The organism is Caballeronia sp. PC1, from assembly GCF_021353155.1.
Classification (GTDB): domain Bacteria; phylum Pseudomonadota; class Gammaproteobacteria; order Burkholderiales; family Burkholderiaceae; genus Caballeronia; species Caballeronia cordobensis.
Window position 1 is genome coordinate 325,034 of the sequence record NZ_JAJUBH010000004.1, and the last position, 25,434, is coordinate 350,467.

Consider the following 25,434-nt stretch of genomic DNA (forward strand, 5'->3'; position numbering starts at 1 on the left):
ATCGGCGCCGCATTTTACTCCGTCGTGCGGCGCTGCTTTTTAGCAAACTGACATGAAACTCGAACTTCGCATTGATTCCAAGCCGCTCGAAGTCGAGCTCGACGATGTCATTGCGGCGCTCCTGGCGCTGAGGCTCGATTTGCCCGACGATGCGAACCTTGCCGACGCCCTCGCCCGTTATCTGAGCGAAAAAGGTGCGCCGTGGGTACTTGACGACGACCATATGCGCAAGCGCATTTTCCGTCGCCTGATCCTTGACATCGCCGACCCGGCCTTGATCATTCGACATCTCATGGCTGGTCAATGACTTGCGATGGAGCATGAAATGATGGACAAGCCCTACAAATCAAATGACTCGATGAGCCACACGAGTTCGGACGGTATTAACAGCGAGGCGATGCCCGATGGCACCGTCGCGCGCATCGTCTCCGAACTTGAGAATGTCGTGACGCTTATGCGCCAAAGCTCCATGCAACGCAGTTATGCGTCAAGTCACATCCATATTCCCGCGACGCCGTCGCGCATGGACATGGCGATTTTGATCGCCTTGGCCGAGACGTATGGCCAAGCCATCGTCGAAGATCCGCGCTTCTATCCCGTGATTTCTTTTGTGGCGGAGCGCGGCGGCGTCGCCCTCGTCCAGCAGGTTCTCTTCGGCGAATTGATGACTTGCACGCCGTCGGAAGCTGAATGCAATGATGCGCTCTGCTCGCTGCTAAAAGAAGCCCGACCCGCCTTTGAGTTTCTCTGCAGCACTTGGCCTGAAACCTTCATGGCTCAAGCAAACACCGCGCTGCGCAGGCTCGGCTTTTCCGCGCTCACGAGACCCGTGAGCACACAGCAGGCGAGATCAATTCGCCCAACGGATGACGGGGCCACCGCTGCGCGATAACCGTGGAGATGCGAGACGCCCTCGAAATTGGCATGACCTATAACGTAATCCCTTGCTCGTGGCGTACGCCATCTAAGTGATATGCCGAGAGATTCTCGAGCGCCTAGCACGGTGTTCCCCAACCTCCCATCCGGCGTGCTCGGCCTGGACCACCTCAAGTTTTCGCAACTGTCGGTGAGCGACGAAGTCGTCATGCGAGCGGCAACCGGCGGCCCTGCCGTAGAGGACGCTTTGGTTTCCATCCGCACGGGTACGATGCGCGCCGCGCGGCCCGCCATGAAGGTATTCTTCGATGGGTGTCAGTTTTGGCTGGCGAGTCACGCCCATCGCTATCAGGCCGCCCGCCTTCTAGGCGCCTGTCATCAGGAGTTCTGGTGTGACATCGAATCCGGGACGCGCAACAATGCGGTCCAGTATGCATCGAGGATTACGAGCGCAAGCCATACGCGTCATGGCGTACCGGTTTGATCGAGCTGATCGCCTCCTCTGGCTCGACCAGGTCACCACACTACAGGGTAAATCTTAGCATGGCACACGTGCGACAGTATTAAGTCTGGACTCCTTATGGGCCGTACTGGATTCGAACCAGTGACCAACGGATTAAAAGTCCGCTGCTCTCCCAGCTGAGCTAACGGCCCAACTTGCCCACGAAAGTGACGAATATGCTGCGGGCATCGCACTCAACGCGGTCATCCTAGCCAATATCAATCGTGCGGCTCGCCGAGCGTGCCGACTCCGACTTCGGCACGGTCAGTGTGAGTATGCCGCGGTCGAATTTAGCCAAGGCGCGATCCGGCTCGGCGTTTTCCGGCATCGGGATGGTCCGTGTAAAGCGCCCATGGGCCCGTTCGAGCCGGTAGCAGCCGTCCTCTTCGCTGCGGACATCCTGTTTCTTCTCGCCGCGCAAGACGAGCGTGCCATCCTCGACGCTTACGCTCACGTCCTCGCGCTCCATTCCTGGCAGCTCGGCTGTCACGCGCAGCACCTTTCCTTCGTCGACCACGTCGATACGCGGCTGGAAGCGCGATGAGCTGAAGTCGCCAAACCATCGTTCCAGCGCCCCGCGTCCGGCAAATGGGTCGTGGAAGAACTCTTCAACTGCGCGCCATGGATCGCGCGAGAAGAATCGAGGCACGTCAGGCCACGCCGAACGCCATTGTTCGCTGCCGGGCGGGCGCTCCACATTGTCCGCATCGGACTTGCGCGTCGACCCACGGAGAAATTTGAACGGGTTCCACTTTTTTTGATCGGTGTTCATGGTTTGCTCCCTGCGGATTTCATCAGCAAAGCGACTGAATTACCGGGTGGCGGCCTCTCGGACCGCCACCTCGAGGTCCAATGCTGCTCTTCCCGCTTGCCTACTCAGCCCGTACGTACTTCGATCCGGCGGGGGCGAGCTTCGTCCCGACGCGGTATCGTCAGCTGCAACACGCCGTCCTTCAGATTGGCATCGATCTTCGAGGCGTCCAGGTCGGACCCGAGCGAGAACGCTCGCGCGAAGTGGGGCTGGCGGATCTCGGCGTGCTGCAGCCGCAGCCCGGCCGGAGTCGGCACCACCGCCTCGGCTTCGATGAACAGATTACCGTCGTGGACCTTCACGTCGAGCCGGTCCTTCGTTACGCCAGGCAAATCCGCCCACAAGACGACGCCCTGGCTATTTTCAAAGATATCGACCGGCGGCGTGATGGTGATCCGACGCTCGGACGGCTCCCCCTCCCTGCCGACGACCGCGCTTTCGCCTTTCCTGGCAAGCTCTGTTGTGGCGTTCATGATGTCCTCCTTCGACTCTGACGTTTCATTGAACGGTAATAGCTCGTGGCTTGGATGCCTCCCGCTTGCCGATGCTCACCGTCAGGCAGCCATTGGTGTATTGCGCAGTAACTTTGTCGGGGTCCGCATGCTCCGGTAGCTCAATGACGCGTCGAAAAGAACCTACGAATCGTTCCTGCGCATAGGTGCGCATTTCTTCACCGTCGGTCGCGGGTTGCGCCGCCGCGCGCTCTCCGCTGATGCTCAATAGGCCCTTGTCAATTGACACGTCCAGACTCGTCGGATCGACTCCGGGCGCAAACGCAACGACCTCGATTGAGTCGTCGGTCGAGCCGATATTGATTTGCGGGAAGGCGCCGAAACGCCCAGAACGGATGCTGGAAGGGAAACCACCGAACATGCTCGCCATCTGCCGTTGCAGGCGATCGAGCTCGCTGAACAGGTCGGTCCCGGAATAGAGATCGCTCATGATCATTTCCTCCTTGGAACCAGCAGGAAGACGAACGGGCCTACGCGCTCCAGTCCGTCTACCGTGCCGCGGGCAAACAAATCGAAACACGCAGCGCGCCGAACTGCTGCGCGACTGCCTGAGCGAAATTCAAGATAGGATCTCGCGCCGAAATTTCAAGGGGATGTTGCGAGTTTTCTACTCTTGAAATCGGACGGGCGCGTCCTATATTTTCTCAACGTTCCCGACAGCCCTTGCGAGGACATTATGGAATTCGAATACGATTGGCTGACCCTTGGCCGGCACCGTATCCGGCTGCGCTCGACGAAGGGCTTCCCGACTGAAACGATGCGTACGGCGATACAGGTCATTCGGCTTGCGATCGACAACAATATGAGCGCGCGTGCGCGCATGGTCGAAGTCGTGGCGCGCAAGGAAGGCACTTACGAGATCTCGGTTGGCAGCACGTTCGCCGACGACCGCTTATGCGCGCCCCAACTCGAAGCGGCGATCGCGACCGTCCTTGGCCTGCAACCCGCGCAGGTCAATATCCTCGTAACAGTGGTGACGCAGGAAGAGGTCGATCTGCATTTCGGTGTCTACGAGAGGATGCTCGCCGAAAAGCTAGGCGTGGTGCCACCACTTCAATAGCGCATCGCTCACCCAGTTCGGGGCGTAAGGGCCGCGGGCGCGACACCGCTTGATGCTGCGAGACTTAGCCTTAGCGCGCGCACGCTTGATCTTGATCAAGCCGCCGCCCTGCACCAGAACGCCCAGTGGGTCGAGCCCCCAGGTCTCGGCACTCGGTGCACCGTCTTTGCACCTGTCGACCTTTACCAGACCGGAAACACCACGTCCGGCTGCGGTGAGAACTGTGTGCCCGAGCGAGGACAGCTCACGCGCCCCTTGACGGCCACCCGCTGGTCGAGATAGGGAAGCAGCAGTGTGGGAGCCGGATTGCCACCGATACCGAGAAGGATATCGGTGACCACGTTGTCACTACAGGGCGAGGTCACCGGTCGATCCAGCAAAATCGTCGTATAGTCGCCGGGCGCGTACTGGCCGCTGCCACGCTGGATGGTACCGGTAATCCAGATATCGTCTTGTAGCGGCAAGGTGCGCACCGGCGCACTCGTCGGCTCTGCGTCGCCGGACCAGCACATAGCCAACGCCGCCGCGGTCACGACAAGTATATGTTGCATGTTCATAGCCAAACCTCTTACCCATCAGTCCCAGCTGACGAACACCGCGGCGCTGCGCCTGGCGCACCGCCGGTCCGATCATACGAGCGCTCTCCCAGGGGTCACGCCAGCATCCGATCCTTGACGGCCGAGTGAGCGTCCCGGCGTCACCGCTTACGATTCACCTCCTTGAAGTCTGCGTCAATCACACCATCATCCTGGCGTGGCCTCTGGGATTCGTGTTGCCCCGCCGTTTCGCTCGGACCGCTTCCTTGCGATGGTTTGTCCGCGTACATGCGTTCCGCGAGCTTTTGCGACGCCGTCGCCAGCGCGCCGATCCGGGCCTGTATTTCTTCCCTGTGGGACCGTTTCAATGCATCTTCAAGGTCCCTGATTGCAGCCTCAATCTCGCGCTTCTCGGCGGCGTCAAGGTTCTCACCATATTCAGTCAGTGCCTTGCGCGTAGTGTGGACCAACGCATCGCCCTGATTACGCGCATCGACCAGCTCGCGCAGCCGGTGATCTTCTGCCGCATGCGCCTGCGCTCCCGGACCATCTTTTCAATTTCGCCTTCGGACAATCCTGAATTCGCCTTGATGGTGATCCGGTTTTCCTTGCCGCTGGCCTTGTCTTTGGCCGATACGTGCAGGATGCCGTTCGCGTCGATATCAAAAGTCACTTCGATCTGCGGCACGCCACGGGGGGCTGGCGGGATCCCCTCCAAAGTGAAGTCGCCCAGCAGCTTGTTGCCGCTCGCCATCTCGCGTTCGCCCTGATACACCTTGATAGTGACCGCGGCCTGGTTGTCGTCGGCGGTCGAGAAGACTTCTGAGACCCGGGTCGGAATGGTAATGTTCTTCTCGATCATCTTTGTCATGACGCCACCGAGCGTTTCAATGCCAAGCGAGAGCGGCGTCACGTCGAGCAGCAAAACGTCCTTGCGCTCCCCGGACAGTACCGCCGCCTGGATGGCCGCCCCGACTGCCACCGCCTCATCGGGGTTAACATCCTTTCGCGGTTCCCGCCCAAAAAGCGCTCAGACCGTCTCCTGCACCTTGGGCATACGCGTCATGCCACCGACAAGAATGACGTCATCGACCTGTTCTGCCGTCAGACGCGCATCTTTAAGCGCAACGCGGCAAGGCTCGATCGTCCGCTCAATCAGGTCCTCCACCAGCGATTCGAGTTTCGCGCGCGTGAGTTTCACGCTCAGATGTTTGGGTCCCGATGCGTTCGCTGTGATGTACGGCAGGTTGATCGCAGTCTGCTGACTCGACGAGAGTTCGATCTTGGACTTCTCGGCCGCCTCCTTGAGACGCTGTAATGCGAGCACGTCCGTCGAGAGGTCGACGCCCTGCTCCCTTTTTGAACTCGCCAACCAGATAGTCGATGATGCGTTGGTCAAAATCTTCGCCGCCCAGAAAGGTATCGCCGTTGGTCGACAGCACTTCGAACTGCTTTTCTCCGTGAACATCGGCGATCTCAACCAGCGAAATGTCAAAGGTGCCTCCGCCAAGATCAAAGACGGCAATCTTGCGGTCACGGCTTTCGCGCTTGTCGAGGCCGAAGGCGAGCGCAGCGGCTGTGGGCTCGTTGATGATCCGCTTGACCTCGAGACCCGCAATGCGGCCAGCGTCCTTTGTCGCCTGGCGCTGGCTATCGTTGAAGTAGGCGGGCACCGTGATGACGGCTTCAGTAACCGACTCGCCGAGGTAGTCTTCGGCGGTCAGCTTCATCTTGCGCAGGACTTCGGCCGAGACCTGTGACGGTGCGAGCTTGCTCTCGCGCGCTTCAACCCACGCGTCGCCGTTCTCCGCCCTGACGATCTTGTAAGGCATGAGCCGAATATCCTTCTGCACCTCCTTCTCCTCGAAGCGGCGGCCGATCAGGCGCTTGACCGCAAACAGCGTGCTTTTCGGGTTGGCGACCGACTGCCGCTTCGCGGACGCGCCCACCAGCAGCTCACTACCGTCGAGATACGCGACAACCGATGGCGTCGTGCGGGCGCCTTCTGAATTCTCAATCACCTTAACCTGCTTGCCTTCCATTAACGCCACACAGGAGTTCGTCGTGCCGAGATCGATGCCAATGATCTTGCTCATGATGTCTTCACCGGTATCAAAACACTTCAATTACTGATCGCTTGTCGCCGCTGGTCAGCCGGTCTCTAGGACACTTCTTGCGCCCTCGCAATTGCGCGAACATCATCGTCGTTGCTTCTCTGGCTCTCGAACGTCGCGCCGCGTTGCCTGCTCGAATTTTTGCGAAAGGCTCGACGCTGGCGGCAGCACACCTGGCATTACGTAGCCAGCGGGCTCGTCCGACGCTTGCGGGATCAACCGTAGCGCTCCAAGTCTCGCCCGAAGGAACGCGTCGGCATGCGCCAGCCCCTGTTCAAGTGCCTGCTCCGTCACACCGGCTACCTGGGCGGCAGCGCCTACTGCAAGCCCCTCCAGCCGGCAAAGGACAACTGCGCGGCGCCAGGGTGCCGGCAGTTCCGAAAGGGTCGCGAGCAGCGCGCGGAGTTCTTGCTCGCTCACGGCCTCCTCGGGCGTCGCGTCCGCTGCTGGCATGACGTCTTCAAGACGCAGGACTTCATCGGGCTGCCAGTAGGCAAACAGTATTTCCTCGTCCTCTCGCGGCTCGCGCAGCTCGATCGGCAGTCTGCCCTCAAGCGAAATGCAGCGGCCCGCCTCGTCCTGGCGACGGCTCACTTCGTCGGCGAGAACGCTCAGCGTTATTTGGTACAACCACTGCAGCGGGTTGAGCTTACGTGAGCGGGTTGCCGACTGCTCACACGCACGGGCCAACGCCTCATCCACGATCTCGTCGACGGATGGCTCACCCGGGTCGAGTTCGCCTCGCGCCTGCAGGTCCGAAAGCTCCCGCTGCACAAAGCGCTGCAGTGATGCGAGCAGCGGGCGAACGAGGCTGCTGAAGGACGCCGTTTCTGCGTCGCTTTCTTCGTTCAGTGCCGTCTTGAGTTGCCGCAGGCCGACGCGCCGCTCCTTGCGACGCCAGGCGTCCTCGTGACGCAGATGTGCAACGTGGCGTTCAACCTGCCGATCCAGCTCTGTAAAGGCGTGTTCGATTGCCTTTTCCAATCGCGACGATTCCTCTGCGCACGCCAGCGTCGCGCCGGACAGCGTCATCTGCAAACGAACGCGATAGAGACCATGGTGGCGGCTCCTGTCCAGGGTTGCGTGCAAACGGAGCAGTTCGGCCGGAAAGTGAGACAAATGCGGGCCGAGCACCCTTTCAGCGAGCCGCTCGATCATCTGATGAAGATCCGGACGTGAAAGCTTCGCCACGTTCCGGTAACGAATGACCGTTTTCATCTCAAGCCTGTCCACGAATTGTTTCGCTGCCGATCGACAATTCTCGGCGCACACTCCGCAGAAGCTTTTTTCTCATCGGCCACTGCGATGGGAAGCCGCCCGCACCCCCGGCGCAAGGATGCGACGTCCCGACTGTTCCGCGTCGCCCTGCGGCGCCGGTTAGAGGCCATCCTGGCGCGGCACCGCCCGCTCGGCTTTAAGCGCTGCGGAGCGCGCACGAGGATATTCGCGCCGCCGCTGTCGCCGACGTTCGGCTTTGCCCTATGGCCCGTGGATGCGAGACGGAGGCTGGCGAATCAATGGCGCGAGGGAACGCCCGAGACGAGCGCCGGTCGCAATGCGCGAGCAGCGACATGCAGAAAAAAGCGCTGAAGTTTGAGAGCGACGCTCAGTGCCATCGATGCAATCCGAGCGCAGATAGACGTGGCTCATCGTCTTCTCCTTCGACGCAGCAAGGAAGAGAACGGGCTTGCGCGCTCCAGTTCGCCTGCCATGCTGCCAGCAAACAAATCGAAACACGCAGCGTGCGACCGATCGGGCGGCGGACACACTGCCTGAGCTATAAATAACGTAGTAAAGCTCCCGGAAAAATTCAAGTTGCCGCGGACGACGGACAGGGCAGCAGCGCCGCCGCGAGTGACAACGCGACTTCCGTCTCACGTCGAAGGGCACGAACGGCGCTGGGGTCGAACGCAGTGCGCGGCCACAGACGCATTCCTTACGCGGCCCTCAGTCACTGCGTGTCAGGCACCGCCAATAAAGGCGTGGCCCCCGGCTGCGACGAGCCTCGGCGACGGGCGCCGACGCCGTTGTGACGGGTTCATAGCGCCATGGTCCCATTCCGGTGATCGAAGTCGTCGCTCATAACCATCGCATCATCGCTGCTGCTCGTTCTTCCGGTCAAACTTTAGGCTTGACAATCGTCGCTTTGCCCATATCGCCCGCGCAAAGGGATCGATTGGGAGGACATAATGAAATTCGATACTGATTGGCGGGCACTTGGCAAGCACCGGATCCGGCTGCGTTCGGCCAAAGGCTTCCTTACGGAAGTCATGCACCAACTCGCTGAAGTGACGCGGACCACCGTCGACAACAATATGAGTGCGCGGGCGCGCGTCGTCGACATCGTCTTCCGGCAAGAGAAGACATACCACATAGCGGTCGGCTCCACTGTGGCGGAGGACCGGATCTGCGCGCCGCAACGGGAGCCCGCTCTCGCAGCGGCGACGGACCTTGTGCCCGATCAGATCAATTTAAATGTCCGGATCAAGGCCCAGGAAGAGGTCGAGCCGTATTTTGCGGTGTATGAGCGGATGCACACGGCGTGCCGTCGCGCGCCGTACGATCGTCTAAGCTCGGTGCGAAGTTTTATTCACGCGCCCTGCACGCCTAGCCGGCTCTGGCGGCCTTATTAGCCGCGCCCGATCGCGAAAATAGGATCCGGCGCACTCGGCGTGCGGGTTCGGAAATTCCGCTGGTATGACGACGCTGGAGGCCTGGTCGCATGGCCCCCACCCCCGGTGCAATGACGTCGAACGAGGAAATCCTACTCTGCTTGCCCGCGGCATCAAGGACAATTTACCAACCAGCCGGGACCGGCGCTTGTTCGCTTGCCAGTGCTGCCCGCGCACGTGGCGAGGGTGCCGCGAAAAGCCAACACACCGAAACCCGGTCGCTAAGAGCGTTGCACGCTGACGCGAGCGTGGACTGTTTTTTGCATGCACTAACGGCTGTTGGAACAGCCAACCACACCTGAGACATATGTCAGCGATAATTGATCAGCCAGATCCGGGCCGTATCTCATCGGGCGTCGACGGCCTGGACGACATCCTGGGCGGCGGGTTGACGCCGCACCGCATGTATCTTCTCGAAGGCGCCCCGGGTGCAGGAAAAACAACGTTGGCTATGCAGTTCTTACTCAAGGGTGCCGAAGTCGGGGAGCCAGGCTTGTACGTGACCCTGTCCGAGACAAAGGCCGAACTCGTGGCCGTCGCTGAAAGTCACGGCTGGGACACCACCCGCGTCACGATCATTGAACTGCTTACCGATGAGGGCCTCGATCCTCGTTACGAACAAACGATCTTACATCCCGCGGAAGTCGAATTGGGCGAAACCGTCCGTGACGTTATCGCGCGGGTTGACGATTTGAAGCCGGTCCGCCTTGTCTTTGACAGCCTGTCCGAACTCCGGATGTTGTCGCAGAACCCGCTGCGATACCGGCGTCAGATCCTCGCCCTGAAGCGCTATTTCGCAACCCGCGCCTGCACGGTGATGCTCCTTGATGACAACACCTCGGAACCCGGCGATCTCCAATTGCATAGCATTGCGCATGGCGTGATCAGCCTTGACAATTTGGTGCACGATTATGGCGGCGAACGCAGGCGGCTGCGCATTGCCAAGATGCGTGGCATTAAGTTTCGCGAGGGTTACCACGACATGACGCTCGAAACGGGGGGCATCAAGGTCTATCCTCGCCTCGTCGCCGCGGAGCACCACAGCGACTATTCGGCGAACGCATTGAGCACTGGGACACCTGGGCTCGATGCGCTCCTCGGCGGCGGCCTTGTCCCAGGCACAAACACGCTGTTCGTCGGGCCATCGGGCGTCGGTAAAACGACCACCGTCGCCTCATGTCTGCTGGCTGCACTCGAGCGCGGACAAGCCTGCGTCTATTACCTTTTTGACGAGACACGAACCACGTTGCTACGACGGCTAACTAGCCTCGGCATCGATCTCCGGCACCACCTGGAAAGTGGGTTGCTGACCTTGCGCCAGGTCGACCCTGCCGAAATCTCGCCGGGCGAGTTCGCAAGCGAGGTGCATCGCAGCGTTGAGCAGGACAACGCGCGGTTTGTCGCCATTGATAGCCTGAACGCTTTCTTGCAAGCCATGCCTGGAGAACGCTATCTGCTGCTGCAGATGCATGAGTTGCTCACGTATCTTAATCAGCGCGGCGTCATCACCATGCTGGTCTTGGGGCAGCATGGTGTCATCGGCGAGATCCAGAGCGACATTGATATCAGCTATCTTAGCGATGTGGTCGTGCTGTTCCGCTACTTCGAGCGTCGGGGCGAAGTGCTCACCGCGGTGACCGCGGTCAAAAGTCGCGCGAGTGGGCACGAGCGCTCGATCCGCCAGTTCCAACTCGGCGGCCGCGGTCTGATCGTCGGCGAAGCGTTGCGTGATTTCGAAGGCATTCTGGGCGGTCTCCCTAGGTACCAGGGGGAGACGGCTATGCTGCCCCCTTCGAACGGCAAGAAGAACCCCTCCTCCGACTAGCGCAATGGAATTTCGCGTTCTCATCATGGCGCCCTTCGGCCGCGACGCCGATGTCATCGCCGACGTACTCGCGAGCGACGGTCGAAGCTGCTTCACTTGTCTCGACTCGGAATGTCTATTGAAGGAACTCCAAAGCGGCGCGGGCGTTGCGATCGTTACGGAAGAATCTATTTCGGACGATGGCGCGCGCGCGCTCGGAGAGTGGCTCGAGCATCAAGCCGCATGGTCCGATCTCCCCATCATCCTGCTCTCCGGGCGTTTCGCCGGACGCCGTCCCGCAGCGAGCCTCGACCTGCTCGAACGGCTTGGAAACGTACTGGTTCTTGAGCGACCCTTGAACTCTGAGACTTTGCGTCGGGCGGTGACATCGTCCCTGCGCGCCCGCGCTCGGCAGTATGAGTCGCGCAAGCATCTGGCGGAATCCGAGCAGCATCTGATCGAACGCGTGAAAGCGCAAGAGGCGCTCGAGCACCTGAATGAATCGCTCGAAAGTCGGATCAGCGAACGCACGCGTGAGCTTGCATCGGCGAATGATCGGCTCATGAAAGAGATCCATGAGCGCGCCAAGGTGCAGGCCGTGCTCGTGCAATCGCAAAAGATGGAAGCGCTGGGCCAATTGACCGGCGGCATTGCGCACGATTTCAACAATCTTCTTAATGTCATCATGGCCAACGCCGAGCTGCTTGCTCGTCTGAGCGATGATGACCGGGTGCGCAAGATGGCTGCGACGATCAAACGCGCCACTGAGCGTGGAGGCAAGCTCACCGCCCAATTGCTCACGTTCTCACGCACGAGCAATCTAGACTCGAAGGCCGTGAACGTTACTTCGCTGCTCCAAGGCATGCATGACATCATCTCTATCTCGCTGGGACCGGCCATCGCATTCTCTACCCATGCGGATGCGGAAGATCTTTGGACGCGAGCAGATGCCAACCAGTTAGAGCTCGCTGTGCTCAACTTGGCGATCAACGCGCGAGATGCCATGCCGGGCGGCGGACGCCTTTCCATCCACGCAGGCGAGCGACCGGCGCCGGACGAAACGCTTGCAGCAGGACGCTACATTGTCGTCAGTGTCAGCGATTCCGGGACGGGCATCGAGCCAAGTGTGCTTTCTCGCGCGTTTGACCCGTTCTTTACGACGAAGCCGGTTGGCAAGGGTACCGGACTGGGGTTAAGTCAAGTGTACGGAATCGCACGGCAGGCAGGCGGTGTTGCGCGCATTGACAGCGAACCGGGAAAAGGCACCACTGTAGAGATATGGTTGCCGCTCGTAGAAAAGCAAACGCAGGAAATCGTCGCCGGTTCAAGCTTAGATAGCCGCGCGGTGCAGGGGCGTCACATTCTTGTAATCGAGGACGACGAGGACGTCCGAAGCATGCTTGTCGAATGCCTGCAGGCTCTCGGATATACCGTTTCTCAAGCTCGGGACGGCGTTAGCGGTCTCGAGCGCCTTCGCGTCGACGATCCTGACCTGCTGATGGTCGACTATGCCATGCCTGGAATGAACGGATTGCAGGTCATAGAGAAAGCCCACGAATTGCGCGAAAATTTGCCGGTAATTCTAGCCACAGGCTACGCAGATGTCGATATTTCGACAATCGCTGATAAGCGCTTCACGGCGCTGCGCAAGCCATTTCAACTCGACGATCTTTCACGCGTGGTCCGCTCCGCGCTGAACGCGCCTGTATGAGGATAACTAAGCGTACCTCGGCCGGAGGACCTCGAGGATCTGCACGAAACGTCGTCGCCCGGGCTGCACTACATGAGGTTTCGAGAGATTCATGATGTTTCTCGTTTCATAATCCGGTGTCGTCGATTTGGCCTGACGCTCAGCACCGCCCTAGTACGTCTCGGGCAGGCGCGGGCGCCGGACGCTCCGACCATCGATACCTCGCAACAACCACGAGCCCCACCACCGCCAGAGCCACGCCGGCGTACACCGTCGTGAGGACATCGACGCCTGCGAGCGTCAGTCCGCCTACGAATGACCCGCCAGAAATGCCGAGTTAAACGCAGCGACGTTGAGCCCCGCCGCCGTACCGACCGCCTCGGGCGCCACACGTCGAGCCACGAGAACGACAGTGGCCTGCATGATGGGAGGAACGGCGAAGGCGAAAGCGCCCCAGACAAACAGGTTGAGCAACACCAGCACCGAGTGGTGTGCGGTGAGCGAGAGCGTGGCGACCGACGCGGCGGTGCCGGCCAACGCGATGTTTATGCTGAGCTTCGGGCCATATCGATCGGACAGACGCCCTCCGCCGATCGTCCCCACCACCGAACCGAGTCCGAACACCATCAGCCCAAGGGTTACGCCTTCGCTTCCGAACCCGGTCGTATGAGTCAACAGCTCCGAGAGATACGTGAACACCGCGAACGTCGCTCCCATGCCTAGTGCAGCGATCGCATAGAGCGGCATCAATGCGCGGCTTTTCAGCAAAGCGAGCTGCGAGAGGATGGTCCCGGCGCTGCGCTGAGGCGCAAGCGCGGGCAAAAGCCGCCAAAGACCGATGGTCGCCAGCGCACCCGTGGCAGCCACTGCCAGAAACGGCAGCCGCCAGCTCATCAGATCGCCGAGCCACGTTCCGCCAGGGACGCCGGTCACCATCGCGATCGTCAGGCCGCTGACCATGATCGCCACGGCCCTGCCTGACTTATCCGGCGGCACCAGCGCCATGGCAACCGTTGTGCCGAGGCCGAAGAACACGCCGTGCGCAACTGCCATCACGATCCGGATCGCGAGCAGCGCTGGGAAGTCTGTCGAAAGTCCGGCCGCCAGATTGCACAGCGTAAAGAAAGCCATCAGCGCGAGCAGCAATGCGCGGCGCGGCAAGCGCGCCGTCATGGCCGAGACCACAGGCGTGCCGACCGTAATGGCCAGCGCGTAGAAACTCACCAGCAAACCGGCCGTCGACACGGAGACGCCGAACGCCCTTCCAATATCGGGCAACAAGCCGACGATAACGAATTCCGTCGTTCCGATTGCGAACGCGGCGAAAGCGAGGGAAAACACGGCTGCGGGCATGATGAACTCCTCAATGAAGTCATTCGGGCTGGCTTCGCGATGACTGGAACGCCGACGGGCCAGAAGCGCTCTGTCCCGCCCGACGCTCAGCTACCGCGGCGCCACGCTTCAAAAGTCTTGAACGGTGGGGCGAATCACGATTTCGTTGACGTCGACCGAGCTGGGCTGCTCGATTGCGTAGGCGATGGCTTGCGCAATCGCGTCGGCGGGGATCGCCATCTTGTAGAAGTCGACGACAAAATTGCGGCTGTCGTCGTGGCCCGAACCGAACTTCAGTTCTGTGTCGATCGCACCCGGCGATATGACGGTCGTGCGGATGTTGCCGCCCACTTCGTGACGCAGACCCTCAGAAATCGCGCGCACCGCGAACTTCGTTCCCGAATAAACCGTGCCTCCGGGGCTGAAGACCTTCAGGCCCACGACCGACGCGATATTGACGAAATGGCCCGACTGCTGTTTTTCGAATACCGGCAGCGCCGCAGCGACTCCGTACAGGAGGCCCTTGATGTTGATGTCGATCATCCGGTCCCACTCCTCAGTCTTGCGCAGAGACAGGGGCGCGATCGCCATCAGGCCAGCGTTATTCACCATGACGTCGAGGCGGCCATGTTGCGTTACGACGTCGCTGGCCAGGCGGTTGACCTGCTCCTGATCCGTCACGTCCACCTGATGGATCGAGACTCGCCCGCCTTTCGACAGGATTTCCGCGGCAACACGTTGCAGCCTGTCGATGCGCCGAGCGGCCAGCGCGACAGTGGCGCCTTTGGAGGCAAGAAGTTTGGCGGTGGCTTCACCAATTCCGCTGGAAGCACCCGTAATGACGACGACTTTGTTTGCCATGATTTCTCTCCAGGAAGTTGAACTGCTTGAAGAGAAGTCTGGTCCCGATCAGCATTTTTGATTAGACTGGAATATATGGAATGTCTTTTCCATGCGTGCAAAAATCCCCGCGACGCCATCCATGACCGCACTCGCCGACCTCAACGACATCGCCGTTTTCGTGCGCGTAGCGCAGTTCGAGAGCTTCAGCCGGGCCGCGCGGGCACTCGGCATGCCTGTCTCAACCGTTAGCCGCAAGGTGACCGCGCTCGAAGAACGACTTGGCGTGACGTTGTTGCAACGCACGACGCGCAAGCTCAGCCTGACGTCACAGGGTCGCGCCTACTTCGATCAATGCAGCGAGCCGCTAGTGTCGCGAGTTAGAAATTCATTGAATTATTCGCTGCCTGTACTACGGTGTGATGGACGGCACGTCCTTCAGAGAGGTGGCGATGAGCGGAAGACCCAAGGCGGAACTCTTGTTGAGTGAGTCGGAGCGCGAACAACTCAAGGCGTTGACGCTGCGTCGCAAGACAGCGCAGGCGATAGCACTGCGAGCCAGGATCGTGCTGGCGTGTGCTGAAGGCATCGACAATAGAGCCGTTTCAGCGAAACTGCGAGTTACACAGCAAACCGTTTCGAAGTGGCGTGCGCGTTTCGTTGCTAGTCGGTTAGATGGTCTGCTCGATGCGCCTCGGCCCGGCGCGCCGAGGACAATCGAGGACTCGCATGTCGACGCGGTCATTACGAAAACGCTGGAATCCCTGCCTGCGGGCGCCACGCACTGGAGTACGCGCACGATGGCGCGCGAGATGAATCTCTCGCAGACGGCCGTTTCGCGAATCTGGCGCGCGTTCGGCTTGCAACCGCATCGGCAGGAGACGTTCAAGCTTTCGAGCGATCCACTGTTCGTTGACAAGGTGCGCGATATTGTTGGCCTGTACCTGGATCCGCCGCTTAAGGCAATGGTGCTGTGCGTGGACGAGAAGAGTCAAATTCAGGCGCTGGATCGCACGCAACCCATGCTGCCGCTGGCACCGGGCATTGCTGAGCGACGTACCCACGACTACATGCGCCATGGCACGACTACCTTGTTCGCGGCACTGGATATCGCCACCGGCGAAGTGATTGGCGAGTTGCATCGACGTCATCGCAGCAGTGAATTTGTGCAGTTCTTGCGCACTATCGACGCGAGCGTACCGCCCGATCTGGATGTCCATCTGGTGATGGACAACTACGGTACGCATAAGACGCCCTCGATCAAGAACTGGTTCGCACGTCATTCGCGGTTTCATGTGCACTTCACTCCGACTTCTGCCTCTTGGCTCAACCAGGTCGAACGTTGGTTCGCCACGCTTACGGAAAAATACCTTCGACGAGGAACCCATCGTTCGACACGCCAACTGGAAGACGCGATCCGCCACTATCTTGAGGTTCATAACGCGAATCCTCGACCGTTCGCCTGGAGCAAATCGGCCGATGAAATTCTGGCGAGCGTCGAACGGTTTTGCACGCGGGTGCGCAACGCATCGGAGTGAACGTCATGGACATTGATACTGCTGCAGTTGACGACGCAGTTCTCGCACTTCTTTACCTGACGCTGCACGATCATAACCGTGCTTGGAAAAGCTTCGATTGGGATGTGATGAATCGGCTATACGAACGAGGCATGATTGGCGATCCCGTCAATAAGGCAAAGTCCGTTGCGCTTACCGACGAGGGTCTCCGCGAATCCGAGCGCCTCTTCAAGCAACACTTCGTCCCCTCAAGCAGCAAGAGCTATTAATTAAACGAATTTCTAACTCACGACACTAGGTCATCTGTATGACGGCGAGCGCGTGATCACCCAGACGCAGAAGAAACCGGAGGGCGTGCTACGCATCTCCGGTCCTGTGATGCTCGAACAGGAACCGTTTTACGCCTTCCTGTCGGCATTTTTGAATGGGCGGCCTCAAATCTGAAGTGCAACACCTGTTTCGTATAGGGTGTTGCGATGCACGAAAAGACCCAGTATCAACAGCTTCAACCCGAAGAGCGCCTGACCATTGCCAGCCTGCATTTGCAGGGTTCGAGTATCCGGGCCATGGCCCGGATACTCGGCCGCTCGCCGTCCACCGTCAGCCGTGAACTGAGGCGAAATCGTTCTCCTTCGGGCTATGCATCCGCACCTGCAGAAGTGCTCAGCGCCGCGCGTCGGAGTGCGGGTCGCCGTCCCACAAAGCTCTGCCCGCAGAGTGTGTGCTGGCGCATCGTTCTTACCCTGCTCGAGTGGAAATGGTCACCTCAGCAGATATCGGGCACACTCAAGCGCATGTATCCGACCGACCCGACCCAGCACGTGTCCCACGAAACTATCTATACGGCCATCTACGCCCAGCCGCGCGGCGAGCTGCGCCGTCAGCTTATCGCCTGCCTGCGCCACGGCCACAGCACACGCATGCCGCGCACACGGGGTACAGACCGACGCGGACAGATTCCGGACATGGTCAGTATTCATGTGCGGCCGCCCGAAATCGAGGACCGACTGCTGCCCGGACATTGGGAGGGCGACTTCATCAAGGGCGCCAACAATGCGTCTTCAGTCGGAGTGCTGGTGGAACGGACCAGCCGCCTGGTGCTGCTGGCGAAGATGGGAGATGCTACAGCTGCTTCCGCGCTGGCAGGCTTCTCTACCAAACTCAATTCGATTGCCGAGCCATTACGGCAGAGCTTCACCTACGACCAAGGCAAGGAGATGTCGCGGCATGCAGAGCTCACCGCCGCCACCGGTGTGAAGGCGTACTTCTGCGACCCGCACAGCCCATGGCAACGCGGCACGTGTGAAAACACCAACGGCCTGCTGCGCCAGTATCTGCCCAAAGGCACCGACCTTTCCGTCTACAGTCAGGACGAACTTGACGCCATTGCCGACAGTCTGAACAGCAGGCCTCGCGCCACTCACGCCTTCCATTCGCCGCTCGAGGTCTTCGCCGCAACACTCGCTTCGGCAGCTCAACCTCATGGCTCTAAACATTAAAACCGCTGTTGCACTTCAACCTTGAAACCGCCATGACTATCCGCAGATCCAGGTGGACCTGTACTTCACGAACGCATTCATCGACCTGATTGCCGAAAACGTCGACGTTGCTATCCGTTTTGGTGAATTGCAGGACTCGAGCCTCGTCGCACAGCGCGTGGGACGAAGCGTGCGGCACCTCGTCGCGTCGGCCGACTATGGGCGCAACCATGTCCTCCCCTCGAGGCCCGACGAGCTGAGCCAGCATCCCTGCGTGCTGATCAACGCCCGCAACAACGAAACGGAATGGCAACTGGTCAGCGGGCGAAAAGCGGCGAAGGTGCACGTGAGCGGCCCCGTCGCCGCGCGCGACTTTCACATTGTCCATGCATTCGCCCTCCGCGGGCACGGCATTGCGCTGCTTCCGTCGAGCTATTGCGACCCGCATATCGCCAGCGGAGAACTGGTGCGGGTACTGCCCGACTGGGCGTCGCCGGAGCTATTCGTGCATGCCGTCTATCCGACGCGGCGCTTCATGCCGTCGAAACTCAAGGCGTTCCTTGATGCACTCAAAGCATGGGACGGGCCGCTTTGGCTGCCGTTGCGGTGAAGGGATTAGTACTAACGCCAGCCGAGCGCCGGAGCGACGTGCGTAAGGATCGATTCGATCACGTGTGCGCAGTACTCCACGCCTAGCTGGTTCGGCACGGTCAACAGTAGCGTGTCGGCTTCCGCAATCGCCTCGTCGGCTGCGAGTTGCCTGACGAGCGCGTCCGGCTCTGCCACATAACTACGGCCGAAGATCGTCCTGATGTTGCCGTCCAGCAGTCCGATCGTGTCGTCGCTGTTCGCGTCACGTCCAAAGTACCTGCGGTCGCGATCGTTCACCAACGCGAAGATGCTGCGACTTACCGGCACGCGCGGTTCGCGCGCGTGGCCGGCTTCCTTCCACGCCTGCCGGTAAGCACGAATCTGCTCCGCCATGCTGGACATGGAGCGGACGGCCCGACTCGTCGTTCTTCAGTGTCGAGCATTGCAGGTTCATGCCCATCCCGGCTGCCCATACCGCGGTGGCATCCGATTCCGAGCCCCACCAGATGCGATCGCGCAACCCTTCGGAATGGGGCTCGACGCGTAGCAGGCCCGGCGGGTTGGCAAACATCGGGCGGGGATTTGGCTCAGCGAAACCTTCGCCGCGCAGCACCTCGTAAAACACTTCCGTGTGCCGACGTGCCAAATCGACGTGCGTCTCACTCTCTTCCGGCGCATGGCCGAAATAGCGCCAGCCGTCGACCACCTGTTCGCCCGAGCCGCGGCTGATGCCGAGTTGCAGGCGTGCACCGGCGATCAGGTCGGCTGCGCCCGCATCTTCGGCCATGTACAGCGGGTTCTCATACCTCATGTCGATGACGGCTGTACCGATTTCGATTCGACTGGTTCTCGCCCCCACAGCCGCCAGCAACGGAAACGGTGACGCGAGCTGGCGCGCGAAATGGTGCACGCGAAAATATGCGCCATCCGCGCCGAGTTGCTCGGCGGTGACCGCGAGGTCGATGGATTGGAGCAGGACGTCGGACGCCGAACGCGTAAGCGAGTGTGACGAAGCAGACCAGTGGCCAAACGATAGAAAACCGATTTTTTTCATATCAGTGTTGCGCAAGCCCGAAAGGCAATGACCGCATCATGTGAATCGGGCAGACGGCGCTTGCATGCGCGCGGTCTGCCCGTTCGTTCTTTGCGGCTCAGGCCGGGAAGTCGGTGGATGCGGAAAGCGCCTTCCAAGTTTCCGTTTCCGCCGTCACATATGCATTCTTTTCCGCTACTGCCTTAAGCGTGTCCGTGCCGAGCGGCAAACGCACAGGCGGCGTCGCTGCATCGACGAGCCTGACCATCGCGGTTGCCAATTTTGCGGGATCGCCTGGCTGATTATGATTGATCTCGCCTGCGAGTTGCCGCAGTTTGCCCGACGTCTCTTCATAGTCGCCAATGATCGTACTGCCGACGGCTAGCGACGACGCATCCAGAAAGTCCGTGCGGAAGAACCCAGGCTCGATCATGGTTGCGTGAATGCCGAGCGGCTTGAGTTCGGCATGCAGCGCTTCGGTGATGCCTTCCACAGCGAATTTCGTCGAACTGTAGACGCCGACGCCTGCCGCCGCCTGATAACCGACGATGGACGACGTGTTGATCACATGCCCCGAACGCTGCTTGCGCATCACCGGCAACACGGCGCGTGTCACGTTGAGCAACCCGAAAACGTTCGTCTCGTAGATGCGGCGAACTTCAGCATCGCTCGATTCCTCGACGGCCGCGAGCAGCCCGAAGCCCGCGTTATTGACCAGTACGTCGATGCGGCCGAACTTATCGACCGCGGCTTCGACCGCCGCCTTCGCCTGTGCCTCGTTTGTCACGTCGAGCGCAAAGGTGAGCAACGCGGGCGACTCTCCAAGCCTCTCGGCGATCGCGGCGGCGTTGCGGCCGGTGGCGACGACAGCATTACCGTCGTCGAGAGCGGCTAGCGCGATGAGCGCGCCCAGACCGCGCTACGCGCCGGTGATGAACCACACGCGTTTGAACTGCTGGTTCGTGACGTTGTTCATGACTCTTCTCCGTGATTCGTGATGGATATGAAACGAAATGCATAGAGAGAAGTCTCGGCGTCACGGGGAGGTTTGATTAGACGGGCATGGATGGAATGACTTTTCCGCGTGTGGAAAAATCGCGCGAACGAAGGGACACGCGTGATGCGTCTTTCCCAGACGCAGGCTGCGCGAATGTCGACAACAGTGGGTGGGACACGTTCACCCGAAATGCGGTGTCCGATATGGAGGTTACAACGGCCGTGCAGCACACCGCCGCGGTTGTCGCTTCATGGCCGACCCTGTCGGATGACCGGCGTGCGAGCTTCGGCCTTTGCCGACGTTCGCCGCATCCGACGTGCGGCTGCAGCGCGCCGCTTTACGGTCATTCGCGGTTCGAGGCAGTTGATCGCCAGCGTCGGGGGGCTCGGACGAGTCTTGACGGCCAGTTTTCGACACACGCCGACGTACGCGAGCGGACACTCGAACGGCTGCTACGGCTGGCCAACGGCCGTCGAGGAGCAGCTTCGCTGTCGCGAGCCCATGCCGCTCGTGCCGCACTTAGCTACTTTGCACTGCCATTGATCCAAAAATACCGTATGTCACGTGGGCGATCATGTAACTACCCAATCGCCCGCTGATTCTGGCAACTGCGACGATTTCGCCGCGACCGCCGCGCTTTCAGGACACCGCGCGTAAGGATTCCGCGTACGACCAGTTGACGCCAGAGACATTGGCGACCGCCTGCCACGCGGCTTCCTGATTAGCGCCATCAAGGAGGTGCGGCTGGCGCTGCGCCTCAATAGGGCCTGTGAATTTCCCTTTAGCCGAGGCGAAGAATTGCCCTGAGACGTCGGTGCCGAACTCCGACGCCTGAAGGTACCGACGGGCCGCAGTCTCCGGCGTCTGATTCATGCCGGGAATGACGTTTACGATTGGGATCATCAGATATTTCACCGCCCAGCCAGCGTTTCGCCCCACATTGGTGGCGGTCGCCGCACCGGGCGAGACAGCGAACACGGCCATGCCAGGGGATAGTCGACGTGCCAGTGCCGCAACCCACCAGGCGATCATGAGCTTCGCGTCGGCATACGCATTGTTGGGTACATACTTCACGTTCGGCTCGTTGCGCACCAGGGCTTCCATAGCAGCGGTCAGGTCGCCTCCGTGGTATCTGGCAGCGAGGGCGGTCACGTCCGTGTACTTGAACATGGGTACGCCCCCTCGGGCGGGTTCCGCGCTGGCAATAACGATCCGCGCATTGGGACTTAGCAGGTTGGCGCGGAGTAACCCGACAGTTAATTGATGATGGCCGATGAGCGGGGCTTGAGAAGCCTCGACGCCTGCCGCAGTGATCACCCGCTTCTTACCTGGGACCAACCCGGCATTGAGCAGCAGGAAATCAATCGGCTGGCCTCGCTTGACGAGTTCGGCGAGGGCGGATTGAACGCTGGCTGAGATTGACCCGCTCCGACGGACAGATTTGCAGTTAAAGAATTGTCGTGGTCCGGCCTCCCTTAAGCGTTGAGTCGCGGGTTGTCCACGGACGGGCAGCGGGTCGCTTCTCACGACCACGACGCTGCCCGTCGGTGGGCAACTCGCAGGGTGATGCGGTTTTTGTCTTCGCGCTCAGGTTTTCGAATTCGAGCGGCGAACAATAGCCGATGCTGCTATGCAGGCGGCGTACGTTGTACCAGCCTTCCAAGAAGGAGAAGATGCGCCTCCGTGCTTGTTCATGGGTCGCGAAGTGTTCGCGCGACAAGAGCTCTGCTTCAAGCGTCCCAAAGAAGGATTCGCACATCGCATTGTCGTACGCGTCGCCGGCTGTACCCATCGACGGCTGCACGCCGGCTTCGCGGCAGCGTCGCCCAAAGGCAATGGATGTGTATTGGGCGGATTCAACCGGTCGTCGCAACACCTTTGATCGAGGAGGTGTTTATGGGACGACCAGCGGGCTGGATGCGTAAGTTGACAGGGCGAGGAGCGATGCGCTCGCCAGGTGCGCCGTCGCATCGACGTGAGATCGAGCGGCGATTCTGGGAGCAAATCGCAACAGGTATTACGAGCGAGAAGGCTGCAGAGGCGGTTGGCGTGTCGCAGGCAGTAGGCACTCGCTGGTTCCGTCATAATGGCGGCATGCCACTTTCCATGTTGAGCCCGATATCCGGGCGGTACCTGTCGTTCGCGGAGCGAGAAGAGATTGGACTACTTTCGCATCAAGGCGTCGGGGTGCGCGATATTGCTCGTCGTATCGGACGCAGCCCATCAACGGTCTCCCGGGAATTGACACGTAACGCTGCAACGCGTGGCGGGCAGCTTGAGTATCGGGCTTCGGTTGCGCAGTGGAAGGCGGAGCTGGTTGCCAAACGACCTAAACCTTCGAAACTGGTGACTAACCCACGGCTGCGCCACTACGTGCAGGACCGTCTGGAGGGCAAGGTTCGCGACGCTGATGGCCGTGAGATTTCTGGGCCCCGGCAAGCACCATTCAAAGGGAGAAACAAACCGCATCGCGGTGCCCGTAAATGGGTCAATGGCTGGTCGCCTGAACAGATTTCCAACCGGCTGCAGACCGACTTCCCGGATGATGAAGCCATGCGCATCTCTCACGAAGCCATTTACCAGGCTCTCTATATTCAGGGCCGAGGTGCTCTCAAGCGCGAGCTGGTCAGCTGTCTGCGCACTGGGCGGGCGTTGCGCGTGCCGAGGGCCCGGGCACAGGCCAAGGCTTGGGCGCACGTTAGCGAGGACGTGATGATCTCCAGCCGGCCTGCAGAAGTGCAGGATCGTGCCGTGCCAGGGCATTGGGAAGGTGACCTTATCATCGGCCTGAACCGGTCCGCAATCGGAACGCTGGTTGAGCGGACAAGCCGGTTCACCATGCTCGTCCATCTACCTCGCGAGGAGGGCTACGGGCTGATGCCCAGAACGAAGAACGGTCCCGCGCTGGCTGGCTACGGAGCTGTCACGATGGCCAATGCGCTCAAGAAGACCGTGACTGACATGCCTGCCCAGTTGTGGCGGTCATTGACTTGGGATCGTGGAAAAGAACTATCTGATCACGCCCGCTTTACGGTTGAGTCCGGGGTAAAGGTATTCTTCGCCGACCCGCACAGTCCATGGCAGCGCGGCACGAACGAGAACACGAACGGCCTTCTGCGGCAATACTTTCCAAAGGGCACAGACCTGTCCCGGTGGAGCGCTCGAGAGATCCAGGCCGTCGCCAATGCACTGAATTCCAGACCCCGGAAAACGCTTGGTTGGAAGACACCGGCCGAAGCCCTGGACGAATACCTGAGTTCTGCTCAATAATCGAGTGTTGCGACGACCGGTTGAATCCGCCCTGGGCCCCCCTGGTCGGAATGCAAAATCACGCCCTCATGACGTCGCTGCTGGAGGGCCATGTCGAGCGCGCGCAACATCAGTTCGGTGTACAAGTGGTTCGACATCGCCCAGCCGACGATGCGCCGGCTGAAGACATCAAGCACCACGGCCAGATAGAGAAAGCCTTCTGTCGTCGGGATGTAGGTGGCATCTGCGACCCACAGTATGTTGGGCCCTTCAGCATTGAAGTGCCGGCGCACGAGGTCCGGCGCACGCTGCCCCCCGCACGCTGGCGCGTTGTACGTGGCCAGCGCCGTCGGCTTGCTCCCCGTAGGTCCGCGATGCGCATCAGGCGCGCGACTCGCTTGCGTCCCACGTGCACTCCCTCGCGCGCAAGTTGCGCATGGATGCGCGGCGCCCCATACGTACCTCGCGAACTCGCATGCAGCGTACGAATGCGCGTCAGTAGTTGAGCATCGCTACGGGACCGCCTTGAAGGCTCCCGCACCAGCCACGCGTAGTAACCGCTGGTCGAGACTCCCAGCAGCCGCGCCATCGTAGCAATGGGCCAACGGGCCTGGTTTGCTCTCATGAATCCGTATCCTTCGAGGACACGGCTCCTGTCTCGCGGGCGAACCAGGCTGCGGCGTGAGAGAGAATGTCGCGCTCCGTCTTTAATTGCCGATTCTCGCGGCGCAGACGTGTGAGTTCTTGGCGCTCAGCCGTGGTCAACCCCTCCTGACGCACGCCGGCATCAATATCCGCCTGCGCCACCCAGTTGATTATCGTCTGCACACTAGGCTCGAACTCTCGCGCAAGCTCCTCGGGTGTTCGCCCCGCCTTCACCAGCTCGACTATATGAGCCCGGAACTCCGCCGGGTACGGTGCTCGATGCTTGCCCATTTTGGCACCCCCTTTTTCCAAAGGATAGGTGTCCGTTTTGGCGGGTCAATCTCATCTTGAGACAATGGAGCCATGAACAAGAAGGTAACGAAATTTTCCCCAGAAGTTCGCGAGCGTGCGGTACGTCTGGTGCGCGAGCAGCGTAGCGAACATCCGTCAATGTGGGCAGCGATCGAATCGATTGCACCAATGATCGGCTGCACGCCGCAGACGCTGCACGATTGGGTCAAGCGCGATCAGATTGATGCCGGAGAGCGCGAGGGTGTAACTACAGAAGAGCGCGAGCGCCTCAAGGCCCTCGAGCGCGAGGTCAAGGAACTGCGCCGTGCCAACGAGATTCTCAAGCTCGCGAGCGCGTTTTTCGCCCAGGCGGAGCTCGACCGCCGTTTGAAATCCTGAAGGCCTTCGTCGACCAGCATCGCGATACCTTTGGGGTCGAGCCAATCTGCAAGGTCCTGCAGATTGCCCCGTCGGGTTACCGACGCCATGCGGCGCAGCTCCGAGATCCGTCCAGGCGCTGCGCCCGCGCGAAACGCGACGATACTCTGCAACCGGAGATCCGGCGTGTCTGGCAGGCCAACATGCAGGTCTACGGCGTGCCGAAGGTCTGGAAGCAGATGAACCGGGAAGGTATTTCGGTGGCGCGCTGCACGGTCGCGCGGCTGATGAAGCTGCAGGGTTTGCGAGGCGCTGTACGCGGCAAGCGGCTTCGCACGACGATCCCCGATACGAGCGCGCCTCGCCCGCTGGACCGAGTCAACCGGCAGTTCAAGGCAGACCGGCCGAATCAGCTGTGGGTTTCGGATTTCACATATGGTACGCCCAGCCAGCGTAGCCCGCCCGTATGGGGGTGAAGCTGCTTGAGCATGTTTGGAATGCAATAC

General features: G+C 60.5%; 25 protein-coding genes, 1 tRNA gene, 8 pseudogenes and 1 other annotated feature. Of the genes and pseudogenes, 16 read left to right on the forward strand and 18 right to left on the reverse strand.

Annotated elements, in window-relative coordinates; genetic code table 11:
* Nucleotides 1-52: 52 nt before the first annotated feature.
* The 3 genes from LY284_RS34720 to LY284_RS34730 all read left to right on the forward strand — a co-directional run bounded on the left by LY284_RS34720 (nt 53) and on the right by LY284_RS34730 (nt 1,360).
* Entirely contained in the window at nt 53-307 is a 255-nt protein-coding gene (locus LY284_RS34720; RefSeq protein WP_045462606.1) for a hypothetical protein, read from the forward strand.
* 18 nt (nt 308-325) lie between these two features.
* Entirely contained in the window at nt 326-892 is a 567-nt protein-coding gene (locus tag LY284_RS34725; RefSeq protein WP_231928067.1) for a hypothetical protein, read from the forward strand.
* A gap of 111 nt (nt 893-1,003) precedes the next feature.
* The gene (locus LY284_RS34730; RefSeq protein ID WP_233391581.1) at nt 1,004-1,360 is read left to right on the forward strand and encodes a hypothetical protein; all 357 of its coding nucleotides are present in this window, start codon (nt 1,004-1,006) and stop codon (nt 1,358-1,360) included.
* Between the two features lie 97 nt (nt 1,361-1,457).
* Here LY284_RS34730 and LY284_RS34735 read toward each other — a convergent pair.
* The 4 genes from LY284_RS34735 to LY284_RS34750 all read right to left on the reverse strand — a co-directional run bounded on the left by LY284_RS34735 (nt 1,458) and on the right by LY284_RS34750 (nt 3,131).
* Nucleotides 1,458-1,530, reverse strand: a tRNA-Lys gene (locus LY284_RS34735).
* A gap of 56 nt (nt 1,531-1,586) precedes the next feature.
* Nucleotides 1,587-2,150, reverse strand: coding sequence for an Hsp20/alpha crystallin family protein (locus LY284_RS34740; RefSeq protein WP_233391583.1), 564 nt, complete (start codon nt 2,148-2,150; stop codon nt 1,587-1,589).
* Between the two features lie 104 nt (nt 2,151-2,254).
* Nucleotides 2,255-2,662, reverse strand: a complete 408-nt coding sequence (locus LY284_RS34745) for an Hsp20/alpha crystallin family protein (RefSeq protein WP_233391585.1) — start codon at nt 2,660-2,662, stop codon at nt 2,255-2,257.
* 25 nt (nt 2,663-2,687) lie between these two features.
* Nucleotides 2,688-3,131, reverse strand: coding sequence for an Hsp20/alpha crystallin family protein (locus LY284_RS34750; protein ID WP_045463296.1), 444 nt, complete (start codon nt 3,129-3,131; stop codon nt 2,688-2,690).
* A gap of 246 nt (nt 3,132-3,377) precedes the next feature.
* On the opposite strand from LY284_RS34750, the gene LY284_RS34755 reads away from it, so the two are divergent.
* Nucleotides 3,378-3,761, forward strand: a complete 384-nt coding sequence (locus tag LY284_RS34755; protein ID WP_045462593.1) for a hypothetical protein — start codon at nt 3,378-3,380, stop codon at nt 3,759-3,761.
* Nucleotides 3,762-3,943: 182 nt separating this feature from the next.
* On the opposite strand, the gene LY284_RS34760 is transcribed toward LY284_RS34755, so the two are convergent.
* From LY284_RS34760 to LY284_RS34770, 4 genes and pseudogenes are all read right to left on the reverse strand, one after another.
* The gene (locus LY284_RS34760; RefSeq protein ID WP_045462590.1) at nt 3,944-4,318 is read right to left on the reverse strand and encodes a hypothetical protein; all 375 of its coding nucleotides are present in this window, start codon (nt 4,316-4,318) and stop codon (nt 3,944-3,946) included.
* 140 nt (nt 4,319-4,458) lie between these two features.
* Nucleotides 4,459-5,765, reverse strand: a pseudogene (locus tag LY284_RS34765) (Hsp70 family protein).
* A pseudogene (locus tag LY284_RS39425) lies at nt 5,707-6,393 on the reverse strand (Hsp70 family protein); the annotation flags it as partial. The pseudogenes LY284_RS34765 and LY284_RS39425, both read right to left, overlap by 59 nt.
* Before the next feature lie 102 nt (nt 6,394-6,495).
* Nucleotides 6,496-7,629: an HPF/RaiA family ribosome-associated protein gene (locus LY284_RS34770; protein WP_233391587.1), complete on the reverse strand. Its 1,134-nt coding sequence runs from the start codon at nt 7,627-7,629 to the stop codon at nt 6,496-6,498.
* Nucleotides 7,630-8,600: 971 nt separating this feature from the next.
* Here LY284_RS34770 and LY284_RS34775 point away from each other — a divergent pair.
* From LY284_RS34775 to LY284_RS34785, 3 genes are all read left to right on the forward strand, one after another.
* Nucleotides 8,601-9,044, forward strand: a complete 444-nt coding sequence (locus LY284_RS34775) for a hypothetical protein (protein ID WP_233391589.1) — start codon at nt 8,601-8,603, stop codon at nt 9,042-9,044.
* Between the two features lie 346 nt (nt 9,045-9,390).
* Nucleotides 9,391-10,908 (forward strand): ATPase domain-containing protein, encoded by a 1,518-nt coding sequence (locus LY284_RS34780; RefSeq protein WP_233391591.1) that lies wholly within the window; start codon nt 9,391-9,393, stop codon nt 10,906-10,908.
* 4 nt (nt 10,909-10,912) lie between these two features.
* Entirely contained in the window at nt 10,913-12,598 is a 1,686-nt protein-coding gene (locus LY284_RS34785) for an ATP-binding protein (protein ID WP_233391593.1), read from the forward strand.
* 288 nt (nt 12,599-12,886) lie between these two features.
* On the opposite strand, the gene LY284_RS34790 is transcribed toward LY284_RS34785, so the two are convergent.
* Nucleotides 12,887-13,930, reverse strand: coding sequence for an MFS transporter (locus LY284_RS34790; RefSeq protein WP_233391595.1), 1,044 nt, complete (start codon nt 13,928-13,930; stop codon nt 12,887-12,889).
* A 108-nt stretch (nt 13,931-14,038) separates the two neighbouring features.
* Entirely contained in the window at nt 14,039-14,770 is a 732-nt protein-coding gene (locus LY284_RS34795) for an SDR family oxidoreductase (protein ID WP_233391597.1), read from the reverse strand.
* A gap of 121 nt (nt 14,771-14,891) precedes the next feature.
* Between LY284_RS34795 and LY284_RS34800 the strand changes: the two are divergent.
* From LY284_RS34800 to LY284_RS34820, 6 genes and pseudogenes are all read left to right on the forward strand, one after another.
* Nucleotides 14,892-15,119, forward strand: a pseudogene (locus LY284_RS34800) (LysR family transcriptional regulator); the annotation flags it as partial.
* An 82-nt stretch (nt 15,120-15,201) separates the two neighbouring features.
* A complete protein-coding gene (locus LY284_RS34805; RefSeq protein WP_233391602.1) occupies nt 15,202-16,287 on the forward strand; it encodes an IS630 family transposase in 1,086 nt (361 codons plus the stop codon).
* 5 nt (nt 16,288-16,292) lie between these two features.
* A complete protein-coding gene (locus LY284_RS34810) occupies nt 16,293-16,535 on the forward strand; it encodes a DUF6429 family protein (RefSeq protein WP_233391605.1) in 243 nt (80 codons plus the stop codon).
* A 25-nt stretch (nt 16,536-16,560) separates the two neighbouring features.
* Nucleotides 16,561-16,707: pseudogene (locus LY284_RS38890) on the forward strand (LysR family transcriptional regulator); the annotation flags it as partial.
* A gap of 35 nt (nt 16,708-16,742) precedes the next feature.
* On the forward strand, nt 16,743-17,765 hold the full coding sequence (locus LY284_RS34815; RefSeq protein ID WP_233391575.1) for an IS30 family transposase: 1,023 nt from the start codon (nt 16,743-16,745) through the stop codon (nt 17,763-17,765).
* A 34-nt stretch (nt 17,766-17,799) separates the two neighbouring features.
* Nucleotides 17,800-18,354 (forward strand): annotated as a pseudogene (locus LY284_RS34820) (substrate binding domain-containing protein); the annotation flags it as partial.
* 11 nt (nt 18,355-18,365) lie between these two features.
* Here the strand turns inward: LY284_RS34820 and LY284_RS34825 are convergent.
* From LY284_RS34825 to LY284_RS34840, 4 genes and pseudogenes are all read right to left on the reverse strand, one after another.
* On the reverse strand, nt 18,366-18,632 hold the full coding sequence (locus tag LY284_RS34825) for a hypothetical protein (protein ID WP_233391609.1): 267 nt from the start codon (nt 18,630-18,632) through the stop codon (nt 18,366-18,368).
* On the reverse strand, nt 18,598-19,389 hold the full coding sequence (locus LY284_RS34830; protein ID WP_233391610.1) for an LLM class flavin-dependent oxidoreductase: 792 nt from the start codon (nt 19,387-19,389) through the stop codon (nt 18,598-18,600). The genes LY284_RS34825 and LY284_RS34830 overlap by 35 nt, the downstream gene beginning before the upstream one ends.
* Before the next feature lie 97 nt (nt 19,390-19,486).
* Nucleotides 19,487-20,344, reverse strand: a pseudogene (locus LY284_RS34835) (oxidoreductase).
* A gap of 660 nt (nt 20,345-21,004) precedes the next feature.
* Nucleotides 21,005-21,535: a hypothetical protein gene (locus LY284_RS34840; RefSeq protein WP_233391613.1), complete on the reverse strand. Its 531-nt coding sequence runs from the start codon at nt 21,533-21,535 to the stop codon at nt 21,005-21,007.
* A gap of 90 nt (nt 21,536-21,625) precedes the next feature.
* On the opposite strand from LY284_RS34840, the gene LY284_RS34845 reads away from it, so the two are divergent.
* The gene (locus tag LY284_RS34845; protein WP_233391615.1) at nt 21,626-21,781 is read left to right on the forward strand and encodes a hypothetical protein; all 156 of its coding nucleotides are present in this window, start codon (nt 21,626-21,628) and stop codon (nt 21,779-21,781) included.
* Between the two features lie 31 nt (nt 21,782-21,812).
* On the opposite strand, the gene LY284_RS39430 is transcribed toward LY284_RS34845, so the two are convergent.
* Nucleotides 21,813-22,241, reverse strand: a complete 429-nt coding sequence (locus LY284_RS39430) for a transposase (RefSeq protein ID WP_375294333.1) — start codon at nt 22,239-22,241, stop codon at nt 21,813-21,815.
* 41 nt (nt 22,242-22,282) lie between these two features.
* Between LY284_RS39430 and LY284_RS34855 the strand changes: the two genes are divergently transcribed.
* Entirely contained in the window at nt 22,283-23,635 is a 1,353-nt protein-coding gene (locus LY284_RS34855; protein WP_233392076.1) for an IS30 family transposase, read from the forward strand.
* Here the strand turns inward: LY284_RS34855 and LY284_RS34860 are convergent.
* From LY284_RS34860 to LY284_RS34865, 3 genes and pseudogenes are all read right to left on the reverse strand, one after another.
* Nucleotides 23,629-23,907, reverse strand: a complete 279-nt coding sequence (locus LY284_RS34860) for a DDE-type integrase/transposase/recombinase (protein ID WP_233391617.1) — start codon at nt 23,905-23,907, stop codon at nt 23,629-23,631. The two genes, LY284_RS34855 and LY284_RS34860, sit on opposite strands and share 7 nt — an antisense overlap.
* Before the next feature lie 62 nt (nt 23,908-23,969).
* Nucleotides 23,970-24,239 (reverse strand): annotated as a pseudogene (locus tag LY284_RS39435) (IS3 family transposase); the annotation flags it as partial.
* A complete protein-coding gene (locus tag LY284_RS34865; RefSeq protein WP_045462502.1) occupies nt 24,236-24,550 on the reverse strand; it encodes a transposase in 315 nt (104 codons plus the stop codon). The gene LY284_RS34865 and the pseudogene LY284_RS39435, both read right to left, overlap by 4 nt.
* A gap of 72 nt (nt 24,551-24,622) precedes the next feature.
* On the opposite strand from LY284_RS34865, the pseudogene LY284_RS34870 reads away from it, so the two are divergent.
* Nucleotides 24,623-25,365: pseudogene (locus tag LY284_RS34870) on the forward strand (IS3 family transposase); the annotation flags it as partial.
* Nucleotides 24,904-25,020, forward strand: a sequence feature (AL1L pseudoknot). It overlaps the preceding pseudogene by 117 nt.
* Nucleotides 25,366-25,434: the final 69 nt, after the last annotated feature.